Annotated in this window: 24 protein-coding genes; 16 read left to right on the top strand and 8 right to left on the bottom strand. The window is 63.3% G+C overall.

Features of this window, described 5'->3' with window-relative positions; all coding sequences use genetic code 11:
- Positions 1–31 precede the first annotated feature (31 nt).
- The 3 genes from KVP10_RS16790 (at position 32) to KVP10_RS16780 (ending at position 3,014) form a co-directional block, all read left to right on the top strand.
- Complete coding sequence (locus KVP10_RS16790) at positions 32–904, top strand: DODA-type extradiol aromatic ring-opening family dioxygenase (protein ID WP_343218759.1); 873 nt, start codon at positions 32–34, stop codon at positions 902–904.
- A gap of 150 nt (positions 905–1,054) precedes the next feature.
- The gene (locus tag KVP10_RS16785; protein WP_217965776.1) at positions 1,055–2,008 is read left to right on the top strand and encodes a fumarylacetoacetate hydrolase family protein; all 954 of its coding nucleotides are present in this window, start codon (positions 1,055–1,057) and stop codon (positions 2,006–2,008) included.
- A gap of 19 nt (positions 2,009–2,027) precedes the next feature.
- Positions 2,028–3,014 (top strand): 2-dehydropantoate 2-reductase, encoded by a 987-nt coding sequence (locus KVP10_RS16780; protein ID WP_217965775.1) that lies wholly within the window; start codon positions 2,028–2,030, stop codon positions 3,012–3,014.
- Positions 3,015–3,096: 82 nt separating this feature from the next.
- Here KVP10_RS16780 and KVP10_RS16775 read toward each other — a convergent pair whose 3' ends face one another.
- Positions 3,097–4,095, bottom strand: a complete 999-nt coding sequence (locus KVP10_RS16775; protein ID WP_217965774.1) for a LysR family transcriptional regulator — start codon at positions 4,093–4,095, stop codon at positions 3,097–3,099.
- Between the two features lie 138 nt (positions 4,096–4,233).
- On the opposite strand from KVP10_RS16775, the gene KVP10_RS16770 reads away from it, so the two are divergent.
- Entirely contained in the window at positions 4,234–5,217 is a 984-nt protein-coding gene (locus KVP10_RS16770; protein WP_217965772.1) for a Bug family tripartite tricarboxylate transporter substrate binding protein, read from the top strand.
- A 33-nt stretch (positions 5,218–5,250) separates the two neighbouring features.
- The gene (locus KVP10_RS16765; RefSeq protein ID WP_217965771.1) at positions 5,251–6,564 is read left to right on the top strand and encodes a sulfatase-like hydrolase/transferase; all 1,314 of its coding nucleotides are present in this window, start codon (positions 5,251–5,253) and stop codon (positions 6,562–6,564) included.
- Between the two features lie 139 nt (positions 6,565–6,703).
- Here KVP10_RS16765 and KVP10_RS16760 read toward each other — a convergent pair whose 3' ends face one another.
- Positions 6,704–7,624 (bottom strand): LysR family transcriptional regulator, encoded by a 921-nt coding sequence (locus KVP10_RS16760; RefSeq protein ID WP_217965770.1) that lies wholly within the window; start codon positions 7,622–7,624, stop codon positions 6,704–6,706.
- 108 nt (positions 7,625–7,732) lie between these two features.
- On the opposite strand from KVP10_RS16760, the gene KVP10_RS16755 reads away from it, so the two are divergent.
- From KVP10_RS16755 to KVP10_RS16745, 3 genes are all read left to right on the top strand, one after another.
- Positions 7,733–8,683, top strand: coding sequence for a hydroxymethylglutaryl-CoA lyase (locus tag KVP10_RS16755; protein WP_217965769.1), 951 nt, complete (start codon positions 7,733–7,735; stop codon positions 8,681–8,683).
- 16 nt (positions 8,684–8,699) lie between these two features.
- Positions 8,700–9,848, top strand: a complete 1,149-nt coding sequence (locus KVP10_RS16750; protein ID WP_217965768.1) for a CaiB/BaiF CoA transferase family protein — start codon at positions 8,700–8,702, stop codon at positions 9,846–9,848.
- A 79-nt stretch (positions 9,849–9,927) separates the two neighbouring features.
- Positions 9,928–10,923 carry a Bug family tripartite tricarboxylate transporter substrate binding protein gene (locus KVP10_RS16745; protein WP_376810970.1) on the top strand — a complete coding sequence of 332 codons (996 nt, stop codon included), beginning with the start codon at positions 9,928–9,930 and terminating at the stop codon, positions 10,921–10,923.
- A 96-nt stretch (positions 10,924–11,019) separates the two neighbouring features.
- On the opposite strand, the gene KVP10_RS16740 is transcribed toward KVP10_RS16745, so the two are convergent.
- The 3 genes from KVP10_RS16740 to KVP10_RS16730 form a co-directional block, all read right to left on the bottom strand.
- The gene (locus KVP10_RS16740) at positions 11,020–11,337 is read right to left on the bottom strand and encodes a helix-turn-helix domain-containing transcriptional regulator (RefSeq protein ID WP_217965767.1); all 318 of its coding nucleotides are present in this window, start codon (positions 11,335–11,337) and stop codon (positions 11,020–11,022) included.
- On the bottom strand, positions 11,318–11,665 hold the full coding sequence (locus tag KVP10_RS16735) for a type II toxin-antitoxin system RelE/ParE family toxin (protein WP_217965765.1): 348 nt from the start codon (positions 11,663–11,665) through the stop codon (positions 11,318–11,320). The genes KVP10_RS16740 and KVP10_RS16735 overlap by 20 nt, the downstream gene beginning before the upstream one ends.
- Before the next feature lie 353 nt (positions 11,666–12,018).
- On the bottom strand, positions 12,019–12,414 hold the full coding sequence (locus KVP10_RS16730; RefSeq protein WP_217965764.1) for a winged helix-turn-helix transcriptional regulator: 396 nt from the start codon (positions 12,412–12,414) through the stop codon (positions 12,019–12,021).
- A 255-nt stretch (positions 12,415–12,669) separates the two neighbouring features.
- On the opposite strand from KVP10_RS16730, the gene KVP10_RS16725 reads away from it, so the two are divergent.
- Positions 12,670–13,281, top strand: coding sequence for an NAD(P)-dependent oxidoreductase (locus KVP10_RS16725; protein WP_217965763.1), 612 nt, complete (start codon positions 12,670–12,672; stop codon positions 13,279–13,281).
- Positions 13,282–13,305: 24 nt separating this feature from the next.
- On the opposite strand, the gene KVP10_RS16720 is transcribed toward KVP10_RS16725, so the two are convergent.
- The 3 genes from KVP10_RS16720 to KVP10_RS16710 all read right to left on the bottom strand — a co-directional run bounded on the left by KVP10_RS16720 (position 13,306) and on the right by KVP10_RS16710 (position 16,492).
- On the bottom strand, positions 13,306–14,274 hold the full coding sequence (locus KVP10_RS16720) for a Bug family tripartite tricarboxylate transporter substrate binding protein (RefSeq protein WP_217965762.1): 969 nt from the start codon (positions 14,272–14,274) through the stop codon (positions 13,306–13,308).
- Positions 14,275–14,294: 20 nt separating this feature from the next.
- Positions 14,295–15,458 (bottom strand): CaiB/BaiF CoA transferase family protein, encoded by a 1,164-nt coding sequence (locus KVP10_RS16715; RefSeq protein WP_217965761.1) that lies wholly within the window; start codon positions 15,456–15,458, stop codon positions 14,295–14,297.
- A gap of 269 nt (positions 15,459–15,727) precedes the next feature.
- Complete coding sequence (locus KVP10_RS16710; protein ID WP_217965760.1) at positions 15,728–16,492, bottom strand: IclR family transcriptional regulator; 765 nt, start codon at positions 16,490–16,492, stop codon at positions 15,728–15,730.
- 278 nt (positions 16,493–16,770) lie between these two features.
- Here KVP10_RS16710 and KVP10_RS16705 point away from each other — a divergent pair, with 278 nt between their 5' ends.
- The 7 genes from KVP10_RS16705 to KVP10_RS16675 all read left to right on the top strand — a co-directional run bounded on the left by KVP10_RS16705 (position 16,771) and on the right by KVP10_RS16675 (position 23,537).
- On the top strand, positions 16,771–17,247 hold the full coding sequence (locus tag KVP10_RS16705; protein ID WP_343218761.1) for a MaoC family dehydratase: 477 nt from the start codon (positions 16,771–16,773) through the stop codon (positions 17,245–17,247).
- Positions 17,248–17,249: 2 nt separating this feature from the next.
- On the top strand, positions 17,250–18,107 hold the full coding sequence (locus KVP10_RS16700; RefSeq protein ID WP_217965758.1) for an HpcH/HpaI aldolase/citrate lyase family protein: 858 nt from the start codon (positions 17,250–17,252) through the stop codon (positions 18,105–18,107).
- Positions 18,108–18,320: 213 nt separating this feature from the next.
- Positions 18,321–19,007, top strand: coding sequence for a VC0807 family protein (locus tag KVP10_RS16695; protein ID WP_246600768.1), 687 nt, complete (start codon positions 18,321–18,323; stop codon positions 19,005–19,007).
- A 297-nt stretch (positions 19,008–19,304) separates the two neighbouring features.
- Complete coding sequence (locus KVP10_RS16690) at positions 19,305–19,988, top strand: HAD family hydrolase (protein ID WP_217965757.1); 684 nt, start codon at positions 19,305–19,307, stop codon at positions 19,986–19,988.
- A gap of 74 nt (positions 19,989–20,062) precedes the next feature.
- Positions 20,063–21,013 carry a 2-deoxy-5-keto-D-gluconate 6-phosphate aldolase domain-containing protein gene (locus KVP10_RS16685; RefSeq protein ID WP_217965756.1) on the top strand — a complete coding sequence of 317 codons (951 nt, stop codon included), beginning with the start codon at positions 20,063–20,065 and terminating at the stop codon, positions 21,011–21,013.
- A gap of 191 nt (positions 21,014–21,204) precedes the next feature.
- On the top strand, positions 21,205–22,482 hold the full coding sequence (locus KVP10_RS16680; RefSeq protein WP_217965754.1) for an ABC transporter substrate-binding protein: 1,278 nt from the start codon (positions 21,205–21,207) through the stop codon (positions 22,480–22,482).
- A gap of 185 nt (positions 22,483–22,667) precedes the next feature.
- Positions 22,668–23,537, top strand: coding sequence for a branched-chain amino acid ABC transporter permease (locus KVP10_RS16675; protein WP_217965753.1), 870 nt, complete (start codon positions 22,668–22,670; stop codon positions 23,535–23,537).
- Positions 23,538–23,590 lie beyond the last annotated feature (53 nt).

Here is a 23,590-nt window from a genome sequence, read left to right as displayed (position 1 = left end):
GCCAGTCTTTGTATTCTTTCAGGAACAAAACGTGAATGGAAAAATTGTCGGGGCGGCCCTCGTGTCGCACCACCCGGGCTTGATGCAATGCGAGGAATTCCGCCGTGCGATGGGTGCGGGAGAGGATTCCGACCTGATAGCCGGCTATGCCCGGCTGCGCTCGAAGATCGAAGCTGCCAGGCCGGATGTGATCGTGGTTTTCGACAGCCATTGGTTCACCACCGGCTACCACCTGGTCGACGCCGGCGCACGCTATCAAGGTACGTACGTGTCGGCCGAGATGCCCTGGTACTTGCATGGCGTGCATTACGACTATCGCGGTCATCCCGAACTGGCCCTGGCCATCGAGGCCGCGTCGCGAGCGCGAGGCGGCCATAATCGCGCCATCAGCCACCCGGGCCTGGAGCGTCAATACGCCACGCTCAACCTGGTGAAGCACCTGCGACTGGAGTTGTCCGACACGCCCGTGGTCAGCGTCAGTACCTGCCAGAACTGCGAATGGCCGCATTTCCTGAAGTCCGGAGCCGACATTGGCGAAGCTATCCGGCGCAGTGGCCTGCGCGTGCTCTTGCTCGCATCCGGCGCGTTGAGCCATAAATTCACCACCATCGATTGGAAGCCCAGGCATCCGCGGATTTTCCACGAAAGCAATGTGTCCTCGCCCGAGAATGTCGCCAGCGACAAGGGGGCCATTGACTTGATGGCCGATGGGCGCCACGACCGGATTCTCGACCGTTGGCAGGACGAGTACCGCAAGCTTCCGTGGGAAGCGTCCGGCGCGCATTATTTGCAGATGCTGGGTGCGATGGGCGGGCGCAATTGTCGTGCCCGGGGCGAACCTTTGTCGGCATACGAGAACGCCCGTGGCACCGGCAATATCCACATATGGTTCGAGCCCGAATAGGCTGCCGTCCCCCCGTCTTCCGTCATTCACTGCGGCGTCGTGCGCTGGGTCCGCCATCCGCCGCGATTTCATTCAAGGTCCGTACGCCGAGACATGAGGGCCGGTCCCGTGCCCGAGGCCGATACGGCGTAAGCTTCAGGAGCTTTGCACATGCATTTCGAATTTCCCTTTCAAACCTTGCCGGCCGTGCTGTGCGGCCCCCGCGTCGAGCGCCGCCGGGTGTTGCTGGGCGGCAGCGCCTTCTGGGGGACTCTGGTCGAAGAGGGGCCCGAGGCCGGCCGCCTGCGGCTCGATGACGGCCGCCTGCTCGATGACGAGGCGCAGGCTTACCTGCCGCCCGTCACCCCCAGCAAGATCATCGCGATACACATCAGCTACAGCTCTCGCAGCCAGGAGACGCGCAACAAGCCCCGGCCGACCGATACGCCGACTTATTTCACCAAGCCGCCGTCCTCTCTCAATGGCCATGGCGGGCAGATCCTCAAGCCCGCAGACTGCCGGTACCTCAACTACGAGGGCGAATATGCCGTGGTAATAGGCCGCAACTGCCGCAACGTCACCCCAGACGAGGCCTGGGACTACATCGAAGGCTTCTGCCCGGCGCTGGACATGGGCCTGCAGGATTTCCGCGATACCGACCAGGGCAGTATGCTGCGGGTCAAGGGGGCTGATACGCTGCTGCCCATAGGCCCGGGCATCGTGCGCGGCGTCAACTTGTTCGAGCAGACCTTGCGCACCTATGTCAACGGCCGGGTGGTGCAAGAGGCGCAGATCGGCGAGGAGGCTATCTGGGGCCCGCATTATGTGATTGCCGATATTGCGCGCCACATCACGCTGCTGGCAGGGGATGTGATCCTGATGGGCACGCCTTGCCATTCGCGCAGCGTGGACCCGGGCCAGATCGTGGAATGCGAGATTACGGGAATCGGGCGTGTGCGCGGCACGGTAACCGCTGTCGATGCCCCGCGCGCAGGGGCCCTGGGTGTCGGACATCAGCCGACCGACAGCCCGGAAGTACGCCGGGTGGCCCTGGGTTTCGACGAACGCGTGCCCGATCGCTTCAAGGAAAACCTGCGCTGCGCCCGCGAAACGGCGCAGGCATGAGCTACGGAAAGGTGCGAGCATGAGCGACAAGATTTGCATTGTGGGTGCCGGAGCGATCGGCGGCCTTATCGGAGCCCGGCTTGCGCTGGCCGGACACGCGCAGGTCAGTGCGCTTGCCCGAGGTGCCACTTTGCGGGCGCTGGAAACCCGGGGCTGGCGTTTGCGCAGTGCCGGCCGGCTGCTGCAGGCACCGGCGCGGGCCAGCGGCGCGGCGGCGCAACTCGGCGTGCAGGATCTGGTCATCATCGCCGTCAAGGCCACTGCGATGGCCGAAGTGGCGGGGCAGATCGCGCCGCTGCTGGGGCCCGAGACGATCGTGCTGCCGGCCATGAACGGCGTGCCTTGGTGGTTCTGTGATGGCACGCCGGTAGCAAGCGCGGGGCCCTTGGCCAGTGTCGACCCGCAAGGCCGCATCGCCGCCGTCATCGATGTGAGCCGCGTGCTCGGCTGCGTGGTCCATGCCAGCGCCTCGACCTCGGAGCCTGGGCTGGTCGAGCACGCCATGGGGCAGGGTCTGATCGTGGGCGAGCCTGCGGGCGGACGCAGCGAGCGCGCCACGCGCGTGCAGGCGCTCCTGGCCCGGGCCGGCTTCGACGCTACGCTAAGCGACAACGTCCGCCAGGAAATCTGGTACAAGCTATGGGGCAATCTCACCATGAATCCGGTCAGCGCCATCACCGGGGCCACGGTCGACCGGGTGTTGGCCGACTCTCTGGTGCGCGATTTCTGTTCCGCAGCCATGCGCGAGGCCGCCGTGATCGGCGAGCGCCTGGGTTGCCCAATTATTCAGTCTCCCGAAGACCGCCACGTGGTGACGGCCAAGCTGGGGTCCTTCAAGTCCTCGATGCTGCAAGATGTGGAGGCGGGCCGGCCCATCGAGCTCGACGCCATTGTGGGGGCGGTTCTCGAAATAGCGCTCAGGTTGGAAATTTACGCACCCAACATCTCTGCGCTCTTCGGGCTTGCGCGCTTGTTTGCACAGACAAGAAGCCTTTATCCTTCCTGAGCATGGACTCGTTTTTTCCCGAAGTGCCGGTTGGATAGCCGCCGCGGCGGCTGCTTCGGATGCATCGAGCCATGATCCAGCTCTACAGCAGGGGCGTACGGTTCTTTCTTTCCGGGCGCAGCCGAGCTCCGGCGGGCTGCGCCCGCAGGTTCCGCCAGCTCTCGATCTGTCGATGAAGTGCCTGCCCCAAGAGTGCTACAGCATCTTCAGGGCCGGCTTCGCGTCTGCTCAGTAGCACAAAACGTGCCACGCCCACTTCGAATTGCAAAGGCAGTATGTGAATTAATCCCGACAGTCGATAGCATTCGGCTACCGCACGATTCATGACGGCCACTGTCCGGCTGCCGCGCAGGGTACCCAGGGCAACTGTGACCGCATCGGTTTCGATCAGAGTGGCCAGATCGGGGCGGCCCCTAAGGAAAAACTCCCTGTCTATACGCGTGCGCACCGGCGCATCGTATGTAGGCACTATCCATCTCAGTGCGCGGACATCATCCCAATTCAGTTCCGCCCTTGTGGCCAGTGGATGCCCCGCTTCGACGACCAGGCAGGTCGTGTCTTCATACAGGGGCCGGCTTTCGATGTCTTCGGCCAAAGGCCCGAGGGCGAGGTGGCTTATCAGGCAATCCAGATTGCCCCGCACCAGTTCTTCGGCCAGGCCGCGAGCCGATCCTTCGCGCACCAATGCATGGATCCGGTGCCCATCTTGCTGCAGCGATTCCAATGCTTCTGTCAGCAGGCTTGCGGGCACCTGCGGAATCAGCCCCACGCGCAACAGCCCGGGGTAGCCATCGCGCGCGGCCTCGAATTCCAGCGCGGCTTGCTCGATTTCCCCCAGTATCCTGTCGGCATGTTTGCACAGTACGTCGCCCAGTGCGGTAAGCCTCACTTTGCGTGTGCTGCGATCGAACAGCCTCGCCTCGAGCACGGATTCCATTTCCCGCAAGGCCAGGGACACCGCAGGCTGCGATGTATGCAGCCGCGCCGCGGCCCGGCTCAGGCTGAGCTCCTGGCCGATGGCATGGATCAATTTCAGGTGCCGCAATGTCACCCTGTTCAGGAAGGTCTCCGGCCGGTTCATGGCTGATTCATAAATTTTCGATATGTGCGCTTAAAAAATCACAATTTGTCCCGAGCCCGCGCGCTGCCTATGATTCCCAGCACAAATCAGCGCGCCGTGTCGCAGGCTCGCCCACTATCCGAAGAGGAGCAAACAAACGTGAACCTGTCTATCGTTCGGCTGCTGGCCGGCCCGCTTTTTCTGTGCAGCCTGGCATTTTCCAATGCCGCAACTGCAGCAGACCCCACATTTCCTGCCAGGCCTATCACTCTGGTAGTGCCTTTCTCTCCGGGAGGCGGGGCCGACGCCATTGCCAGGGCGATAGGGCATGCCATGGGCAAGGATCTCAAAGTCTCGATCGTAGTCGAAAATAAGGGCGGCGCCTCGGGCATGATAGGCGCGCGTAGTGTCGCCGCGGCGGCGCCCGATGGCTATACCTTGCTGCTGTCCACAGACGGCATGCTGTCCAATCCGAACAATGCCGATGCCCGTTCCCAAAAGGCGCTGTCGCATCTGATGCCGGTCGCCAACCTGGCTGAAGCTCCCCTGGTCATCGCCGCCAGGGTATCGTTGCCGGTGCACAATCTCACGGACCTTGTCGCCTACGCCAAAAGCCATCCCGATGCTCAATTGTCATATGGTATACCGGGGCTGGGTACGACCCATCACATCGCCGGCGTCATGTTATCGGAACTGGCCGGCATAAAAATGTTGAGCGTCCCCTACAAGGGAACTTCGGCCGGCGCACAAGGCCTTGCATCGGGCAGCATCGACCTGCTGATCGGCAATTCCACCACCATTGAACCGCTGGTGGGAGCGGGCAAGGCGCGGATCCTCGCCGTTACTTCGCGGACGCCATTCAAGCTCCTGCCGTCGGCTCCAACTGTTGCCCGGATATACCCCGGTTACTCCATCACCACATCATACGGCCTGATGGTTCCGGCGGGCACGCCGCAAGGAATCGTCGAAATACTGGCGCGCGCCGCGAAGCTGGCCGTGAATGACCCAGCCACGCAGAACCTGATCGAGCACAATGGGCTGACGGCCTCCTACATGGGCCCCAAAGACTATCGGCAGATGCTGGACACGACCACCGCTACGCGCAAGCGCATCATAGAAAAGCTCGGCATAAAGCCTCGCTGATCCTCCACCTATTTTTTGCCACACGAGCTAGCCATGCCGCCCACCAACTTCATTTTCATTCTCGCCGATGATCTAGGCTATGCCGATCTCGGTTGTACCGGCGCACGAGACGCCATTGCCGCTACGCCGAACCTGGACGAAATGGCCCGCCAAGGCATGCTTTTCACCAGCGGTTATTCCAATTCCCCGGTCTGTTCGCCGACGCGATTCGCCCTGGCTACGGGGCGATGGCAGTACCGCTTGCGAGGCGCAGCCGAAGAGCCTCTCAGTAAGAAGACGCTGGGCGACAAGATCCTGGGTTTGCCGCCCGAACACCCGACTCTGGCCTCGCTGCTGCGCGGTGCCGGATACCGCACTGCCCTGATAGGCAAATGGCATCTGGGGTATCCACCCGATTTCGGCCCCAGGAAAAGCGGCTACGACTACTTCTTCGGCCTGCACTCCGGAGGCGTGGACTACTTTTCCCACGCCGACACTCGCGGCGTGCATGATTTATGGGAAAACGAAAGCCCCACCCACTGCGACGGCTACATGACCGATCTGCTCAGTCGTAAGGCCGTCGAGTTCATAGGGCAGCAGGACCGCAGCCGTGGGTTCTTGCTCAGCCTGCACTACACAGCGCCGCACTGGCCATGGGAAACCCGCAATGACCGGCCGGAGTCTCGCCGCATAGGCACCGCGATCCATCACCTGGACGGAGGGGCTTTGGCCACCTATCGGCAAATGGTTCGCGAAATGGACGAGGGCATAGGCGAGCTGTTGCGCGCGCTCGAGGCGCGCGGGCTTGCCGAGAATACCTTAATGGTGTTTACCAGCGACAACGGCGGAGAGCGCTATTCCGACAACTGGCCGTTTATAGGCCAGAAAATGGATCTGCTCGAAGGCGGGATCCGCGTCCCTCTGCTGGCGCGCTGGCCAAGGATGATCCGGCCCGAATCGGTTTCGACGACGCCGGTCATTACCATGGACTGGGTGGCAACGATGCTGGCGGTTGCAGGGGTGCAGCCCGACCCGGCTTATCCGCTGGACGGCATTGACTTGCAGCCGTTACTGGAAGATCCCGCATGGCGGCCGGATCGCAACTTGTACTGGCGTATGAAGCATCGCAGCCAGCGGGCCTTGCTGCACCAGGGCTGGAAGTACCTGAGCATGGACGGTCACGAGTATTTGTTCGACCTGTCGGCGGACCAGCGGGAAAAAGCCAATCAGGCCAAGCGAGAGCCACGGCTGCTGCAGGAGTTGCGCTCGGCTTGGCTTGCCTGGAATGCCACGATGCCTCCGATCCCGCAGGACGCAGGCGTTTCGCTGGTCTATAACGAAACCATGCTGCCCCGGCCTACATACTGAGCCGGCTCGGTGTCGCCAACCCGCTTGAATGCCTGAAGTTCTTTGCCAAGCAACTGATCTTGCTTCCGTTCAATGCATGCTACGAACATGCTGTGCCGATATATGGGGCCTAACTCATGATTGCCCGGGTTGGCCGGAATCAGGAGCTCTTCGGCTGGCCGGCGGATGTCATTGACGACAGATGCCTGGCCAGCAGCCGCGCCGCGGGAGACAGGTATGCCTCGTTCTGGAAGCATATCCGGAAGCGGCGCCTGGCCCAGGCATCGCTCAGTGCGACTATCTTGATACGGTCGTCGCGTGCGAAGGGCTCGGCGATTTCGCGCGGCACGATGGACACGCCCAGACCGGCGCGCACGCATCGCAGCGATGCATCGAAGGTCGAGACCACGGCCCGGTAATGCAAAGGCTTGCCGGTGATCGCCGCGGCACGCGCAAGCATCGTGTGCACGGCAGTGGATCCGGGCAGGCCTATGTGTTCGCTGTCGAGTGTCTGTTCAAAACGGCAGCGCTTCGAGCGTGCCAGCGGGTGAGCGGGATGCACTGCGATACTCAGATGGTCTTCGCGATAGGGCAGCGATTGCAGCATGCCGAAGTCGGCTGCATCCCAGCACACACCCAGTTGGGCCTCTCCCTCGCGTACGCCGCGTATTACGCCGATGCTATTGCGTTCTTCGATATCCACCCTGATGCGCGCATGTTCAGGCAGTTGCAGAAAGGCTGCGATGTCGTCGGGCAGCGATTCCGTGATGGACGAAACGGATGCCAGCATGCGCACCTGTCCCTTGATGCCGTGCTGGTGCGCAGCCATGTCGCGGGCGGCCCTGTCCGCCCCGGACAGCATTGTGCGTGCATGTTCCAGAAGAATTTCCCCGGCCGGGGTAGGCGCCACCCCGCGCCGGTGACGCAGTAGCAGGGGCACGTTCAACTGTTCTTCCAGCTGCGTCATGCGCTTGCTGATGGCCGAAACGCCCAGGTGCGCCTGCTCGCCGGCGCGGGCCAGGCTGCGCTGATCGCAGACGGCGACAAACAGCCGCAGGGAAGTCAAATCGAAGTCGTGCATTCTGGCTTTCCGATCGGGAAACTAATATCGTAGAAACTATCAATTTACCACTGTAGAAGGAAACTCTAAACTTCTCTGCCATATTCTCGAAAGATAGAGAGACATGCGATGAACGCCCGAGCGACCCACATTCCAAGCCAGGTGATAATCCGCGAAGTCGGCTTGCGTGATGGCTTGCAAAGCATACGAACCCAGTTGTCGACCGCGCAGAAGTGTGAATGGATCCTCGATGCCGTCGCAGCGGGGCAGACGGAAATCGAAGTCGGCTCGTTCGTGCCCGCGCGCCTCTTGCCGCAAATGGCGGACACGCCGGAAGTCCTGGCCTATGCCAAGACGCTGCCCGGGCTGTCCGCTTCCGTGCTGGTCCCCAATCTGAAAGGCGCCGAACGCGCCCTGGACGGCAATGCGGACTTGATGATCCTGCCGCTTTCGGCCAGCCATGCCCACAGCCAGGCCAATCTGCGCAAAACCCCGGATGAAGTCGTGGCCGAACTCGGCCGCATCCGCGCGGCGCGGGACGTCTCGGGCAAGAAGACCCTGATCGAGGGCGGGGTGGGAACCGCCTTCGGCTGCACGATCCAGGGCGAAGTCCAGGCATCGGAAGTATTGCGCCTGATGCAGGCCTTGCTGGACGCCGGCGCCGATCGCGTCAGCCTGGCCGACACTGTTGGCTATGCCGACCCTGGCGCGGTGGCGCGCCTGTTCGAGCAGGCCTTGCGTATTGCAGGCGACAAGTTCTGTTGCGGCCATTTCCATGATACGCGCGGCCTGGCGCTGGCCAACGTCCATGCGGCCCTGCTGCTGGGCGTGCGGCGCTTCGACGCCTCGTTGGCCGGAATAGGCGGCTGCCCTTATGCACCTGGCGCCAGCGGCAACGCGTCGTCCGAGGACCTGGCTTTCATGCTGGCCTCCATGGGCATCGATACGGGCGTCGATATCGGCAAACTGCTGGCCCTGCGCGCAAAGGTCGCTGGCTGGCTCGCTGGCGAACCTACGCACGGCAGCCTGTGGCAGGCTGGCCTGCCCAAGCACTTCAAGACATCCGCTGCACGAAACTGAAACAAGGAAGCCGTCCATGAGTTCTTCTTCCATGCTGCCGCTCGAAGGCGTCCGCGTCGCCGAATTCACCCATATGGTCATGGGGCCGACCTGCGGAATGATCCTGGCCGATCTGGGCGCGGAGGTCATCAAGATCGAACCGCCCGGCGGCGACAAGACCCGCAAGCTGCCCGGCCTGGGCGTCGGCTTTTTCCGCAGCTTCAATCGCAACAAGAAAAGCGTGGTGCTGGATATTACGACCGAAGAGGGCCGTGCGACCGCCGTTGAACTGATCGGCCAGTGCGATGTCGTGCTGGAGAACTTCCGGCCGGGGCTGATGGAAAAGCTCGGCTTGGGCTACGCTGCCTTGTCGGCGCGCTACCCGAAGCTGATTTATGTATCGCACAAGGGATTCTTGCCCGGGCCCTATGAAAAGCGCCTGGCGCTGGACGAAGTCGTGCAGATGATGGGCGGCCTGTCGTACATGACGGGACCGCAAGGCCGGCCGCTGCGCGCCGGCACCAGCGTCAACGACATCATGGGCGGCATGTTCGGGGCTATCGGGGTATTAGCCGCCCTGCGCGAAAGGGACGTCACCGGCCACGGCCAGGAAGTGCAGAGCGCCTTGTTCGAGAACTGCGTGTTTCTGATGGCCCAGCATATGCAGCAATACCTGATGACGGGCGAAGCGCCGCCGCCCATGCCTTCCCGTGTATCCGCGTGGAGCGTCTACGATGTATTTACGCTGGCCGGAGACGAACAATTGTTCATCGGGGCGGTCAGCGACAAGCAGTTCGCCACGCTATGCCGCCTGCTGGAGCGCGAGGATTTGCTGGCGCGGCCGGAATACGCCGACAACGCCGCGCGTGTCGCCGTGCGGCCCCAGTTGCTGCTGGAACTTGGCGAAATTCTGCGCAATTTCACTGTAGAGTCCCTGGCGCCCAGGCTCGAAGCCTGCGGCGTGCCTTATGCGCCCATCAGTCGGCCAGACCAACTCGTCGAAGACCCGCACCTGAAGCAAAGCGGGGGCATGGCGCCCATGCAGACCGACGATGGCGGGACTACCGATGTCGTGCTGTTGCCGCTGATGCTGGGTAATCGCCGGCCGGGGGTGCGTATGCCGCTGCCCAAAGTGGGCGAGCACACAGAGGAAATACTGGGGGCGATCAAGGCTACGGCATCTTGAACCACACGGCGGCTTCGGCCGCCCGCAGCAAGCGCGGGGCAACACGGCGCTTTTACCACTACACAGGAGGAAACCTACCATGACCACGACGAAAGTCTTCGCTGCACGCCGCGAAATCCTTAAACGGGGCGCCATGCTGGCGGCAACGGGGTTGATAGCCAAGCCTTTGGCGAGCCTCGCAGAGGGATCGCCATTGCACGTCATCCTGCCGTTGAGCGCCGGCTCGGGGGTGGACATTATCGTTCGTTCTGCGCAGAACGCGCTTGGCAAGGCATTCGGCCAGCCGGTAGTGATCGAGAACCGGCCGGGGGCGGGCGGCATTACGGGCACCGCGGCCTTGATCCGCTCTCAGCCCGATGGCCTGACCGTGGGCGTCGTCTCCAATAACCACTGCGTCAATCCTTCCGTTTTCAAGAGCCTGCCCTACGACAGCCTGGGCGACATCACGCCCATCAGCGTCATTGGCGGGTCGCCATTCGTTTTTGTGGTCAACCCCAAGAAAGTGGCCGCGCGCACGGCCAAGGAATTGCAAGCCTATCTGAAGTCCAAACCGGACCAGGTGCGCTACGGTTCGTCCGGCAACGGCACGATCATTCAACTGGCCGCCGAGATGTTCCTGCAAGCCGCCGACGTGAAGGCGCAGCACATCCCTTACCGCGGCACGGGCCCGATGATGGCCGACATCCTCAGCGGCCAGGTCGAGATGGGCGTGGCCGCGCTGGCCGTCGTTCAGGGATATCTGAAGAATGGCATGCTGCATGCGATCGGTGTCATGGGCAAGCAGCGCGTGCGCTCCGTGCCCGACATCCCCACCTTTATCGAACAAGGCTTCCCCTCCGTGGACGTGGCGGGCTGGTTCGCGGTGATCGGCCCCAAAGGCATACCTTCGGGCCAGGTAAAGCGCTTGCATGACGGATTCGTCAAAGGTTTCACGGACCCCCAGGTCAAGGCCGGGTTCGACAGGCGCGACGACTTCCTTATATTGGACACGCCTCCCGAGGCAGCCGCATTTCTCGCCTCGGAAGAGCGCCGCTATGCGCAACTGGTCAAGAGGGCCGGCATCCATATGAACTAGGGATGTGCAAGTCTCTCCTATGGATGTCCGCGGCTGGATATCTGCGGAGAGGCTGCGCCGCCTGGGGCTATATTTCCGGTATTACCTGCTTTTTTGTCAGGCCATGTGCGCCGGTATTTCGGTTTCCAAGGGCCGCACCGCTAGCCGTAGTCCCATTGCTTTGAGTATGGCCGTAAGGCTGCTCAATGCGGGATTGCCGTTGGGCGAAAGCGTCCGGTAAAGCTGCGTCGGATTCAGGTGAGCTTGTTCGGCCACGGCTTGTACGCCGCCGGCCGCTTGCGCAAGCTGGCGCAGCACGACCAGCAGTTCAGCCTGGTTGCCGTCTTCGAGAATGCCATTGATGACATCCAGCGCAAGCGCCGGATCACTGCGGTACAGCTCGGCCATGGCCATGTCATGGGGTTTGCTTCTCATCGTCTTCTCTCCGTTGCCAGTCTTGCCAATTGGCGACTGCCCGGTCTATGTCCATGTCTTGTGTACGCTTGTCGCCGCCAAGCAGCAGCACGATGCGCGGGCCCGCCTGGGCATAGTAGACGCGGTAGCCTGGCCCCACATCGATGCGCAATTCCCAGACCCCTGCGCGGCAGAATCTATGGTCTCCGAGGTTGCCGTGCTCCATCCGGACCACACGCCGGATGATCTCTACTTTGGCCCGGTTGTCGCGCAGGCGTTTCAGCCAATCGATATAAGAGTCCTTGTGGCCGTCGCCAGTCAGATAGTGCTCTATTCGATAATAGGCCATTTTCGTTTATTGACGAATTTAAATCAATAGGAATAGAGTCGCGCAAAGGGAAGTTTCGAAAAACATGGGTATCGGCGGTTACGCTTTGCGCGCAAGCATTCGGGGATGCTCCGGCGTTGCGGGAAGCTTGGCGCCCCGGCCGGTCATGTCACAGGTCGGCAGCATGAGAAATTGTGCGTGGTCGTTTCGAGAGCTTGAAACTTCCAGGACGTGAATGTGGCCGGGAATGCAGTCGGCCCAGTATCGCGCAGCCTTGGCCGTTTCATCTTGGCCTGGGGCAAGTTCAGCCGTGGGGAATAGTACCCTTCATGGTGAGGCAACCATGCGATTCGCGGAGCGCCTCCCGGCCCCGCCTACCGCGCTCCCGATTGCTTTGCCACCAATTGCCGCGCATCATAAGCTTGCTGTGCGGCGACGACGGCGTTGATGTGTGTTTCGGACCATTCGATCAGCACATTTACCGAGCCCGCCAATGTTTCGCCCAGGGACGATAGCGAATATTCCACCGTGACCGGCACGGTGGGGAAGGCGACGCGGTGCACGAGGCCGTCGCGCTCCATGCGCTTGAGCGTTTGCGACAGCACTTTCTGCGACAAGCCTTCGATCTCGCGCAACAGGGCATTGAAGCGCCACGCGCGCTGGCGCAACAGGCCCAGGATCAGCACGGTCCATTTGTCCGCGATGCGATCCAGGACCAGGCGGGTGGGGCATTGCCGGGAATAGGGGTTGGGTGCCATGGGTGGCTTCATTGCCGGTTTCTTTGAGGTAATCAGGTGACGTAAAAGTGCGTTCTTCACAGCTGTATCCGGAAGGATTATAGTTTCTTTCAGATACCAGGTGTGTTTTTGAAATCTGCATTCCCGAGCCAGCTTCGCCGGGGCACGCACTCTGTATTTGCGGCGTTTCGGGCTGTTCCGCTATGCGGGGCCATGGACGCTATATAGCCTTGCCGCCGCATTCATCCACTACGCAATTTCAGCCATTCTTTTCAAGGAGTACATGTCATGTCCACTATCGCCCTGATCGGCGCCTCCGGCAATGCCGGCTCACGCATACTCAAGGAACTGTCCGACCGCGGCCATAAGGTCACCGCGTTTGCCCGGCATCCCGAGAAAATCGCTTTGCTGCCCGGCGTGACGCCCAAGGCGGTGGATGCCGGCGACCAGGCGGCCCTGGCCGCGCAGCTCAAGGGCTACGACATTGTGATCAGCGCGGTGCACTTCACCGCCAGCGACCCGAACGTGCTGATCGGCGCCGTGAAGGCGGCGGGCGTGAAGCGCTATCTGGTGGTGGGCGGCGCCGGCAGCCTGGAAGTTGCGCCCGGGGTGGCTTTGTACAACACGCCCGATTTCCCCGAGGCATACAAGGCCGAGGCGCTGGCGGGCGGGGTCTTCCTGGACTTGCTGCGCAAAGAACCGACGCTGGATTGGACGTTTCTTTCGCCCTCGGCCATGTTCGGTCCGGGCGTGCGCACCGGCAAGTTCCGCCTGGGCAAGGACGAGCTGCTGGTCAATGAAAAAGGCAGCAGTATCTCGTTCGAGGACTATGCCGTTGCCTTGGTGGACGAGATCGAAAAGCCGGCCCACAGCCGCCAGCGTTTCACTGTTGGCTATTGAGCGCGGCCCGTCAGGCGAGCGGGCTCATTCGGGTTTGATGCCTGCGTTCTTGATCTCCGTTCCCCAGCTCTTGTACTGGGACGCGACGAAATCCTGCAGGGGCGGCCCGGTCAGTACGTCAGGCTCCATGCCGATCGCAAGCAGGCGCTTGCCGATGTCCGGGTCGGCCATGGCCAGTTTCAGTTGCTTGGCCCACCAGCTTACGACGGGGTCCGGCAGCTTCGCCGGGCCCGAGACGCCGATCCAGCCGACCAGGTTCAGGTCGGCCAGGCCCAGCTCTTTGCCCGTGGGCACGTCGGGCAGGATGGTGGAGCGTTTGTCGGCAACCAGGGCGACGGCGTCGAGTTTTTTTGCGTGGATCTGCGGCAGCACGGAACCGAGATCCGCGGCCACGAAATCGATGCGCCCGCCCAGCAAGTCGGTGATGGCCGCGGGCTGGCCCTTGTAGGGCACGGCTACTACGTTGATGCCGGCGGCGCGGCTGAAGGCCGCGGCGGCCACCCGGCCGGTGCCCGAACCGTAGCCGCTGCTGAGCGCCCCCGGCTTGGCCTTGGCGGCGCCGATGAGCGCCTGGGCTGTGCTGTATTGTTTGGCGGCGTTGGTCACGACCGCCACGTCGAAGCGCACCACGCGCGCGACGTGCGTGAAGCCGTGCACTGTGTCGTAGCGCTGGAAGGCCTTCGACAGATAGGGGCCCGACGAATTGGTGGCGCTGGAGCTGGGCATCATCGTGTAGCCGTCGGGGGCGGCGTGGGCGACTTGCCCCAGGCCGATCACGCCGAGCGCGCCGGGCTTGTTCTCGACCACGATGGTCGCCCCGGTGCGCTTGCGGATATTGTCCAGCAGCAGGCGGGACACATTGTCGATGGTGCTGCCTGCCGGAAAGCCGACGACGAACTGTATGGGTTTGGCGGGGTCGGGGTAGGCGGCGGTCGCCGCGATCGCCGGCAGGCATGACAGCGCCAGCACGGCGCCGCCCAGGATGTTGCGCATGATCTTTCCTCCAGTGGTTTTTAATTTCGCTCGCTGCGATTGCGTTCGAGTTCGTCCAGCACTTCTTCGGTGTGTTCGCCCAGCGTGGGGGCATGCCGCCTGATCGAACCGGGGGTGCGGCTGAAGCGCACGGGTATCCCCGGCTGGACCAGCGTGCCCTCGGTGGGATGTTCGGATTTGTGCCAGAACCCCGTGGCCGCCAGGTGCGGGTCATCGAGCAGGTCCGCAATGGAATTGACGGGCGCGAAGGGAATATCGGCCTGAGTCAGCAGGGATACCCATTCGGCCGTGCTGTGCGCGGGCAGTGTGCTCTCGACGAAGCCGTACAGCTCGGGGAAGTGCCGGCTGCGGCTGTTGAGTGTCTGGTAGCGCGGGTCTTCGGCCATTTCCGGCGCGCCGGCCAGGTCGAAGAAACGGCGCCATTGAGTGTCGGTGTAAGGGACGACGCTGAGGTAGCCGTCGCGCGTGCGGAACGGGCGCCGGTAGGGATTGAGCAGCCGCGCGTAGCCGGCTCCGCCCTCGGGCGGCACGAAAGTCAGGCCGGCCAGGTGTTCCGGCAGCATGAAAGCAGCCATGCATTCGAACATCGGCACTTCGACCGACTGGCCCTGGCCCGTGCGCTCGCGCGCATAGAGGGCGCAGGCCACGGCATTGGCCACGTACAGCGCGACGACTTTGTCCGCCATGACCGAGTTCACGTAATGCGGCGCCTGCTGGCCCGCGCCGCCCTGCAGCCATGCCAGCCCCGAGACAGCCTGGATCGTGTCGTCGATCGCCGCGCGGCCCGCATACGGGCCGGCTTCCGAATAGCCGTAGCAGGCGCAGTACACCAGGCGCGGATAGCGGGCCTGCAGCGTGGCGTAATCCAGGCCGAGCCGGCGCATGGCCGGCGCGCGCATATTGGAGATGAATACGTCGGCGCCTTCCAGCAGGCGTTCGAGCTGCTCGCGGCCGGCGGGGCTCTTTATGTCCAGTACCACGCTGCGCTTGTTGCGGTTCAGGTTGAGGTGGGCGTGGCTCATGCCCGTGTGCCGTTGCGGGGTCACGTGACGGAATACGTCTCCCGCGGCCGATTCGATCTTGATTACGTCGGCGCCCATGTCGCCCAGCATCTGGGTCGCCATGGGGCCCATGCCCACGCTGGTCAGGTCCAGAATCCGTACTCCATCCATCGCGCCCGGCATTGTGCTTGTTCCTTGATGAGGCAATCTCGCGTAGCGGGCGGCCGCCTTCGGAGGGGCGGGAACCATGCGCAAGTTTCGACGAGCCAATCCGGCAAATTGGCCGGCTGGCTGTTTGTTCGTAAATATGAATTAAAGTTTATGTTTGTGAACTAAAAGGATCAATAGGGCGGTATCGGTAATTACCCGAAGGGCCAGGGCGGCCCAGGCACGGAACCCGAAGAGTGAAACGGCGCGGGCCCGTGTAGCGGGAGGCCTGGATGGCGGCCGGGCTAGTCGCGCGGCGATGCTGCCTCTACGCCGTCGATCTGCGAGGCCAGATGTTTGCAAGCCTGTGCGAGCGCCTGGCCGATTTCGTCCGCGCGCACTCGGGCGCGATCCATCGGCGCCCCCACGATCAGGCAATAAGGCGTGCCGTACAGGCGCATGGCACAGGCGATCGACAGGGTATCGGCCTGGTGCTGGCCCAGGTTGAGATGCCAGCCGCGCCGCAGCCCGGCGTCGATTTCCTTGCGCAGTTCGGCCAGCGTGGTGGGAGTCGCATCGGTATAGCGATCCAGCGTCAGGTTTTCCAGCAGGTGTTCTCTTTCGGGCGCGTCCATGGCGCCCAGCAGGGCGCGGCCCGAAGCGGATGCATGCAGCGGCTTGGTCTGGCCGGTCCATGCGGTGAAGCGCACCACGCGGTCGGGCTCCGCAACGTCCAGGTACACCACGCGGCGCCCCGAGCGTTGCCCCAGGATCAGGGTCTCGCCCAGCGTGTCGCGCAAGCGCTCGAGTTCGGGGCGGACCAGGGCCGTCAACTGGTCGTGCTCGGCGACGATCCGGGCCTCGTTCAGCCAGCGGCGCGTCAGGTAATAGCGGCCTGCGTCCAGGCGCGCATATCCTTCGCCTTCCAGGGTGTCGAGCAGGGCTAGGCAACTGGATTTCGGGAAGCCCAGCGCCGAGGAAATCTGGGTGAGTGTCGCGGGGGCCTTGGTTTGCGCAAAGAACTGCAAGATGCTCAGAACCCGCTTGGCACTTTTTACGTCGCTATTCATGGGTGTAGGTCGGAGAGATTCAACGCCGCAGAGGCGTATGGACCCGAACACGATCTGCGCCGGGAAGAATTGCCTCGATGCGCTGCCGCTGCGAGGCGGGCCCGGCCGGCGCAGCGCGCGCGTGGGAGGCATGACGAATTTAAGCAGAAAAGCAGGGCGGTCTTGCCCTGCGTCTCGACGAGGCCATGCCCGTGGTCTTTCACGGCCCTGGTCTCAGTGGAAAAATTCCTAAATATAGATTCATGATTGCGTATAATAGTTCATAAATATGAACATTGATACGGAAGGAGAAAAACATGGCAGGTCTTTATTACGAAGAATTCACCGTCGGCCAGCAGTTCGACCACCCCTGGACCCGCACCGTGACCGAAATGGACAATGTGCTCTTCAGCACGCTGACGATGAATGTGCAGCCGCTGCACATCGACGCCCATTTCGCGGCGGGAACGGAATTCAAGAAGCCGCTGGTCAACAGCCTGTTTACCCTGGGCCTGGTGATAGGCATGAGCGTCAACGACACCACGCTGCGGACTACGGTTGCCAACCTGGGCATGAGCGAAACCAGCTTTCCCGCGCCGGTGTTCGCCGGCGACACGATCCGCGTCCGCACCAAGGTGCTGAGCAAGCGCGAAAGCAAATCCCGCCCGGCCGCCGGCATTGTGGAATTCGAACATACGGGCCTGAACCAGGACGACAAAGTCGTGTGCATATGCAAGCGGGCGGCCTTCATGCACAAGCTGCCGCGGGAGGCATGAACATGAGCGCGTCCATGCTGTTCGTGCCGGCAAGCTCGCCGGACAAGTTCGCCAAGGCGCAGGGCGGCGATGCGCACGCCCTGATCCTGGATCTCGAAGACTCGGTGCCGCCCGACGGCAAGCAACAGGCGCGCGAGAACGTGGTCCGCATGCTCGGTTCCCGGTCATCGGGCCAGCAGTTGTGGGTGCGCGTGAACTCCGCGGGCAGCGGTCTGCTGCTGCAGGATCTGGCGGCCATCGTTCCGCAGCGGCCGTATGGAATCGTGCTGCCCAAATGCTGTGGCCGCGATTCGCTGTTTCCGGTCGCCTGCTATCTCGACGCCCTGGAGGCGTCCGCGGGCATCGCTATCGGGCAAACCAGGATCCTGGCGATTGCCACCGAGACGGCGGCGTCCTTGTTCCGGCTTTCCGATTATGCGGGCGTGACCGACCGCTTGTGGGGCCTGGCCTGGGGCGGCGAGGACTTGGGGGCGGACATGGGCGTGATCAGCAATAGCGAGGGCGGCGTCTATACCGATCCCTTCCGCCTGGCGCGGTCGTTGTGCGTATTGGGCGCCGCCGCGGCCGGCGTGCGGGCGATCGATGCTGTCACGGTTGCTCTGAAAGATACGGAAAGGGTCGGGCGCGAAGCGCAGGCGGCATTCCGCGATGGTTTCAGCGGCAAGATGGCCATACATCCGGCCCAGATCGAAGCGATCAACCACGCGTTCACTTTTTCGTCCGAGAAGATAGCCTGGGCCAGGCGCGTGCTCGCGGCGTTTGCGGCGAATCCCGGTGAACGCGCGCTGCAATTGGACGGGCAAATGATAGACGAGCCTCATGCCAAGCAGGCCCGCCGGATCCTGGAATCCTTGGGCTGACGCCTGATGCCTGACGCCTGACGTCGCGGCAGGCGCCGGCGTGGCCGCGCTTGCCCGCGGCCGCAATATACTGCTGGGATTACTACCGCTAGTGCCGTGTCTCGGAAGTTGAATATTCGAACGGCACTAAAGTGCCCCATTCGCTTGCGTCGCGCCGCCCAGGCGCCGCGCCCGCGCCGAATGCTTCCGGCCGCCGCGCCAGGATCTCATCCCTTGAAATTCAATCCCAAGCTCGTTCTCGAATTCGCCGTCAATCTGCTGCTGCCCTGGCTGGCATATCGGATCGCGCTGCCGCACTACGGCGAAACAGGCGCGTTGTATGCGTCGGCCGTGCCGCCGCTGGTATGGAGCGCGGTCGAATTCGCCCGGTTCCGCCGCGTCGATGCCTTGAGCGCCTTCGTGCTGCTGGGCATCGTGCTTTCCATCGCCGTGATGGCGCTGGGCGGCAGCCCCAGGATGCTGCTGATACGCGAGTCGCTGGCCTCGGGCCTGATCGGCGTCATTTTCCTGGGCTCGCTGGCCTTGCCGCGTCCTCTTACTTTTTATCTGGCCCGCGCCACGCTGGCCAGGCAGCAGGCCGACGGCCCGGCGCGATTCGAGATGCTGTGGCGCGAGACGCCGGTACTGCGCGGCGCGATGCGCCTGATGACGCTGGTCTGGGGTGCCGGGCTCACGCTGGAATGCCTGCTGCGCTGCGGCTTTGCATGGTATTGGCCGGTAGAGCGCGTGCTGGTCGTGTCGCCCATCGTCAGCTATGCCATTTATGGCGTCATGCTGGCGTGGACGTTTTGGTACCAGAGGCGGCTGCGCGCAAGAAGAGGGGAAGAGGGCGGTGCGGCAAGCGAGGCGCCGGCGGCTGGCTCCGGCGAATATCGCCGCCAGGGCAGCGCCGATATGTAGCCGCTCGAGCGGCGGCCGCTGTTTTTGCAGGGCGCCGATAGAAGAGCCCGGCTGCACGAGGCCATGGGCGTTGTGCCGAAATAAAAGCATGGCTTTTGTTACACACCCTGGCCTCATGGCCCGTGGGGGCGGCGGTAGAATGAATCAGGCCCTGCGCCGCAAGCCTTGCGGTACGGGGCTCGAGCGGCCAGGCGTGCAGCACTTCGCGATCTTGCGTGGAAAGCGTCCAAAGCCGCGGGATAGGCCTTGCTGCGCATCGCGCGATGCAGGGTGTCGCCATTTTTCGAGGGCCGCCGTATGCAAGCCAGCGATGCGATTGTGTTTCTCTTCGATTGCGACAACACCCTGCTGGACAACGACCGGGTGCAGGACGATTTGCGTCTGCTGCTCGAGCGCGACTTCGGTAAGGCGGCATGCGAGCGCTACTGGCAGATCTTCGAAGACTTGCGCGCCCGCCTGGGCTATGCCGACTATCTGCAAGCCCTGCAGCATCTGCGTCCCGAGGTGGGCAACGATCCCAGGCTGCTGGAAGTCTCGGCGTTCCTGCTCGACTACCCCTTCGCAGAGCGGCTGTATCCCGGCGCGCTCGATATGCTGGAACGCGTGCACGCCTATTCCACGCCGGCGGTACTGTCCGATGGCGACGTGGTCTTCCAGCCCCACAAGATCCACCGGGCGGGGCTCTGGAACGCGGTGGCGGGCCGCGTCCTGATCTATGTGCATAAAGAGCGCGAGCTCGACGATATCCAGGCCCGCCTGCCCGCGCAGCACTACATCATGGTCGACGACAAGCCGCGCATCCTGGCGGCCATGAAGGCTGTCCTGGGAGAGCGCCTGACCACGGTGTCGGTGCACCAGGGACACTATGCCCGCCAGCCCGAAGGCGCGGCGGCGCCCGTCGCCGACATGAACCTGGAACATATTTCGGACCTGCGCGGCCTGGACCGCGCCGCGCTGGTCGAAGCCGCGCGTCCCGGCTGAATCCAGGCGCTGAGCGCAATGCGCAGCGTTCTGCCGCGCGTTGCGCCCGGCGCATTGTATCGAGGAGATCCATCATGAATCCCGGATATGACAGGCCTCTCTACCTGTTGCCCTTCGACCATCGCCATTCCTACGTGAGCGGCATGTTCGGCTTCGAGCCGCCCCTGAGCGCGCCGCAGCACGCCGAGGTGGCCGCCAGCAAGCGGCTGATCTACGACGGCTTTCGCCAGGCGCTGGGCGATGGCGTGCCGGCGGACCGCGCCGGCATACTGGTCGACGAGGAGTTCGGCGCGCAGGTGCTGGAAGATGCGCACGCCAGCGGCTGCGTGACCGCGGTGTCGGTCGAGAAGAGCGGTTCCGACGAGTTTTTCTTCGAATACGGCAACGCCTTCATGGAACATATCGCGAAGGTCGCGCCGACCTTCGCCAAAGTGCTGGTGCGCTACAACCCCGAGGACGACGAACAGCTCAACCGGCGCCAGGCCGACAGGCTGCGCAGCCTGTCGGTGGCATGCCGCGATGCGGGCCAGCGCTTGATGTTCGAGCTGCTGGTGCCGGCCAATGCGGCGCAGTTGCAGCGCTGCGGCGGCGATCGCGATGCCTACGATCGCAAGCTGCGGCCCGAGCTGATGTGCCGCGCGATACGCTCCTTGCAGGACGACGATGTCGAGCCCGACGTCTGGAAGATCGAAGGCCTGGACAGCCGTGCGGATTGCGAGGAACTGGTCGGCACCGCGCAGCGCGGCGGGCGCCGCGGCGTGGGCTGCATCGTGCTGGGCCGGGGCGCCGACGAGCAAAGGGTGATCGGCTGGCTGCGCACCGCGGCGGCAGTGCCGGGGTTCATAGGCTTCGCGGTGGGACGCACGACTTTCTGGGATGCCGTGGCCGACGAACGCAAAGGCGCGATCACGCGGCAGCAAGCGGCCGGGCGCATCGCGCAGCGCTACCTCGAGTGGGTGCGTGTCTACGAACAGGCCGCCCAGGCCGGCGCCCCGGCCGGCGCGGCCCGGGCGCGCGGTTCATAAGCGTTTGCTATGCGCGCTCATAAGAAATTTTATCTTGACAGAAAACTGTGGTTCGGGGCACATTAAAAAGGGCTGTATGGTTTTGTTTTCATGAACAAAGTGTGCAGTCCTAATAAGTAATTAAGAACACATTAGCAGCAACTCTCATGTGGCTGTCGAAGCACATTCCGCATCTACCGTAGGAGTGTCAAATGGAAGAGACAAAACAGAAGCCCGTCGGCGCCAAGCCCACGGGCATCAGTCGCCGTGCCGTATTGCAATTGGCCGCGGCGGCGGGGGTGGCGCAACTGGTGCCGCCTCTCATGATCGAGGCGCGCGGCGAACAGCCGGTCAAACTGGGCATGGACAACCCGCTGACCGGCACCTACGCGGAAACCGGCAAGAACGAACTCATAGGCTGCCAACTGGCCGTCGAGCAGATCAATGCCAAGGGCGGCATTCTCGGCCGCCAGGCCGTCCTGCTGTCGGAAGACTCCACCAGCGGCGATGCCGGCACCTCGGTGCAGAAGGCGCGCAAGCTGATCGATCGCGACAAGGTCAATTTCCTGCTGGGCAACGTGAATTCCGCGCTCAGCGTGGCCATGGCCGAGGTCTCCTTCCAGAAGGGCGTGCTGCACATCGTGCCCGGCGGCCACACCGACCAGGTCACCGGCAAGACCTGCCACTGGAACGTCTTCCGCGTCTGCAACACCACGCGCATGCTGACCAATGCCATCGCCAAGTCGCTGATGCAGATGTACGGCAAGAAGATGTACTTCCTCACCTCGGACTACGCCTTCGGCCATACCCTGCAGGACGGCTACGACGCCAACCTGAAAGAGGGCGGCGGCGTCAACCTGGGCGTGGACATGATCCCGCTGGGCACCACCGACTTCTCCTCCTACCTCATCAAGGCCCAGGCCGCCAACCCCAATGTCATCGTGTTCCTGATGAACGGCGACGACCTGACCAATGCGCTCAAGCAGGCGGTGCAGTTCGGGCTGGACAAGCGCTTCCACCTGGCCGGCGCCAACCAGGAACTCGAAACCCTCGAGGCCCTGCCGCCCGAGGCGCGGCTGGGCGACTGGGTGTTCGAGTGGTACTGGAACCAGCCCAAGGTGCCGCACGTGATGGAATTCGTCGACGCCATCAAGAAAAAGACCGGCCGCGTGCCTACTTCGCGCACCTGGTTCGGCTTCGTGGGCGGCTGGACTTGCGCCCTGGCGGCCAATAACGCCAAGTCGCTGGACGCGGTCAAGATGGCCAAGGCGCTGCAGGGCTACACGCTGCCGCCCGAAATCGGCCTGATGCCCAATGCGCCGTTCTATCGCGCCGGGCAGAACCAGCTCATCGGTTCGCTCTATGTGGGCACGGCGCAGCCCAAGGGCGATGCGCCCGACGACCTGTTCCACGTCACCCGCATCGTCGATGGCAAGACCATCGCGGGCACTGTGGCCGAATCGGGCTGCAAGATGACCTGGCCCACCTGAGGCGCGCATGCCGCGGCGCATCCGGCGCGCCGCGGCGCCACGCCTGTCCTGTATACGATCGCACTCGAAACAGTACACGTCACGCAACGCATGATATGCCATAGCGCAGTATCCACGCCGCTGCCCGGCCCAGGTGCCGAGGCGGCGGCGCGTGCATGCGGCGACGCGCCAACCAGGGGCCCGCAGTGACTCAATTGCTTCTGTTCAATGTATTCAACGGGCTGATCGTCGGCGCGTTCTACGCGTTGATGGCGCTGGGCCTGTCGCTCATCATCAACCTGACGAGCGTCATCAATTTTTCGCACGGCGGCTTTCTTGCCTTGGGCGCCTATATCGCCTACACGCTCATGCCCTACACCGGCTTCTGGGGTGCGTTGATCGTGGCGCCGGTCATCACCGCGCTGCTCGGACTGCTGGTCGAGCGCCTGCTGATCCGCCACTGCTATGGCCGCGATCCGCTCTACAGCCTGCTGCTCACCTTTGGCCTGGCCTACGTGTTCGAGGATTCGATCCGCTACATCTGGGGCGCGCAAGGCCTGCCCTTCCAGTTGCCGGGCTGGCTCACCAAGCCGCTCAGCAACTACATGTTCTTCCTGACCGGCTACCGGGTGTTCATGGTGATACTGGTGGCGGTGGCCGTCATCGCGCTGTTCTTCGTGCTGCACCGCACGCGGCTGGGCATGCGCATCCGCGCCGGCACGCTCGATCTCGAAACCGTGTCGGTGCTGGGCGTCAACGTGCGCATCCTGCGCAATCTCAATTTCGGCCTGGGCATTTATTTCGCCGGGCTGGCCGGCGTGCTGGCCGCGGGCCTGCTGGGCCTGCAGCCCACCATCGGCGATTCGCTCATCATGCCCAGCTTCGTGGCCATTATCGTGGGCGGCCTGGGCAGCCTGACGGGTACCCTGGTCGGCGGCCTGCTCATCGGCGTCGTGGCGGGCGTCACCACGGTGTTCTTTCCCTCGGCTTCCGAGGCCATCATCTACATCATGATGGCCCTCGTGCTGCTGGTCCGGCCGCGCGGCCTGTTTGGCGAAGAAGGAATGACCCTGTGAACGGCAAGCATAATGCGATTCCCGTGGCGGTCCTGTGGATCGTCCTGCTGACC

Origin of the sequence: Candidimonas humi, assembly GCF_019166065.1 — a bacterium.
Classification (GTDB): Bacteria; Pseudomonadota; Gammaproteobacteria; order Burkholderiales; family Burkholderiaceae_B; genus Candidimonas; species Candidimonas humi.
This window is presented reverse-complemented; position numbering and strand designations above follow the sequence as displayed.

What these genes read in the sequence shown, in the direction of transcription:
- KVP10_RS16785 (WP_217965776.1), top strand. Translation starts at nt 1,055, where the DNA reads ATGCATTTCGAATTTCCCTTTCAAACCTTGCCGGCCGTGCTGTGCGGC.
- KVP10_RS16780 (WP_217965775.1), top strand. Translation starts at nt 2,028, where the DNA reads ATGAGCGACAAGATTTGCATTGTGGGTGCCGGAGCGATCGGCGGCCTT.
- KVP10_RS16775 (WP_217965774.1), bottom strand. Translation starts at nt 4,095, where the DNA reads ATGAACCGGCCGGAGACCTTCCTGAACAGGGTGACATTGCGGCACCTG.
- KVP10_RS16765 (WP_217965771.1), top strand. Translation starts at nt 5,251, where the DNA reads ATGCCGCCCACCAACTTCATTTTCATTCTCGCCGATGATCTAGGCTAT.
- KVP10_RS16760 (WP_217965770.1), bottom strand. Translation starts at nt 7,624, where the DNA reads ATGCACGACTTCGATTTGACTTCCCTGCGGCTGTTTGTCGCCGTCTGC.
- KVP10_RS16755 (WP_217965769.1), top strand. Translation starts at nt 7,733, where the DNA reads ATGAACGCCCGAGCGACCCACATTCCAAGCCAGGTGATAATCCGCGAA.
- KVP10_RS16750 (WP_217965768.1), top strand. Translation starts at nt 8,700, where the DNA reads ATGAGTTCTTCTTCCATGCTGCCGCTCGAAGGCGTCCGCGTCGCCGAA.
- KVP10_RS16745 (WP_376810970.1), top strand. Translation starts at nt 9,928, where the DNA reads ATGACCACGACGAAAGTCTTCGCTGCACGCCGCGAAATCCTTAAACGG.
- KVP10_RS16740 (WP_217965767.1), bottom strand. Translation starts at nt 11,337, where the DNA reads ATGAGAAGCAAACCCCATGACATGGCCATGGCCGAGCTGTACCGCAGT.
- KVP10_RS16735 (WP_217965765.1), bottom strand. Translation starts at nt 11,665, where the DNA reads ATGGCCTATTATCGAATAGAGCACTATCTGACTGGCGACGGCCACAAG.
- KVP10_RS16730 (WP_217965764.1), bottom strand. Translation starts at nt 12,414, where the DNA reads ATGAAGCCACCCATGGCACCCAACCCCTATTCCCGGCAATGCCCCACC.
- KVP10_RS16725 (WP_217965763.1), top strand. Translation starts at nt 12,670, where the DNA reads ATGTCCACTATCGCCCTGATCGGCGCCTCCGGCAATGCCGGCTCACGC.
- KVP10_RS16720 (WP_217965762.1), bottom strand. Translation starts at nt 14,274, where the DNA reads ATGCGCAACATCCTGGGCGGCGCCGTGCTGGCGCTGTCATGCCTGCCG.
- KVP10_RS16715 (WP_217965761.1), bottom strand. Translation starts at nt 15,458, where the DNA reads ATGCCGGGCGCGATGGATGGAGTACGGATTCTGGACCTGACCAGCGTG.
- KVP10_RS16710 (WP_217965760.1), bottom strand. Translation starts at nt 16,492, where the DNA reads ATGAATAGCGACGTAAAAAGTGCCAAGCGGGTTCTGAGCATCTTGCAG.
- KVP10_RS16700 (WP_217965758.1), top strand. Translation starts at nt 17,250, where the DNA reads ATGAGCGCGTCCATGCTGTTCGTGCCGGCAAGCTCGCCGGACAAGTTC.
- KVP10_RS16690 (WP_217965757.1), top strand. Translation starts at nt 19,305, where the DNA reads ATGCAAGCCAGCGATGCGATTGTGTTTCTCTTCGATTGCGACAACACC.
- KVP10_RS16685 (WP_217965756.1), top strand. Translation starts at nt 20,063, where the DNA reads ATGAATCCCGGATATGACAGGCCTCTCTACCTGTTGCCCTTCGACCAT.
- KVP10_RS16680 (WP_217965754.1), top strand. Translation starts at nt 21,205, where the DNA reads ATGGAAGAGACAAAACAGAAGCCCGTCGGCGCCAAGCCCACGGGCATC.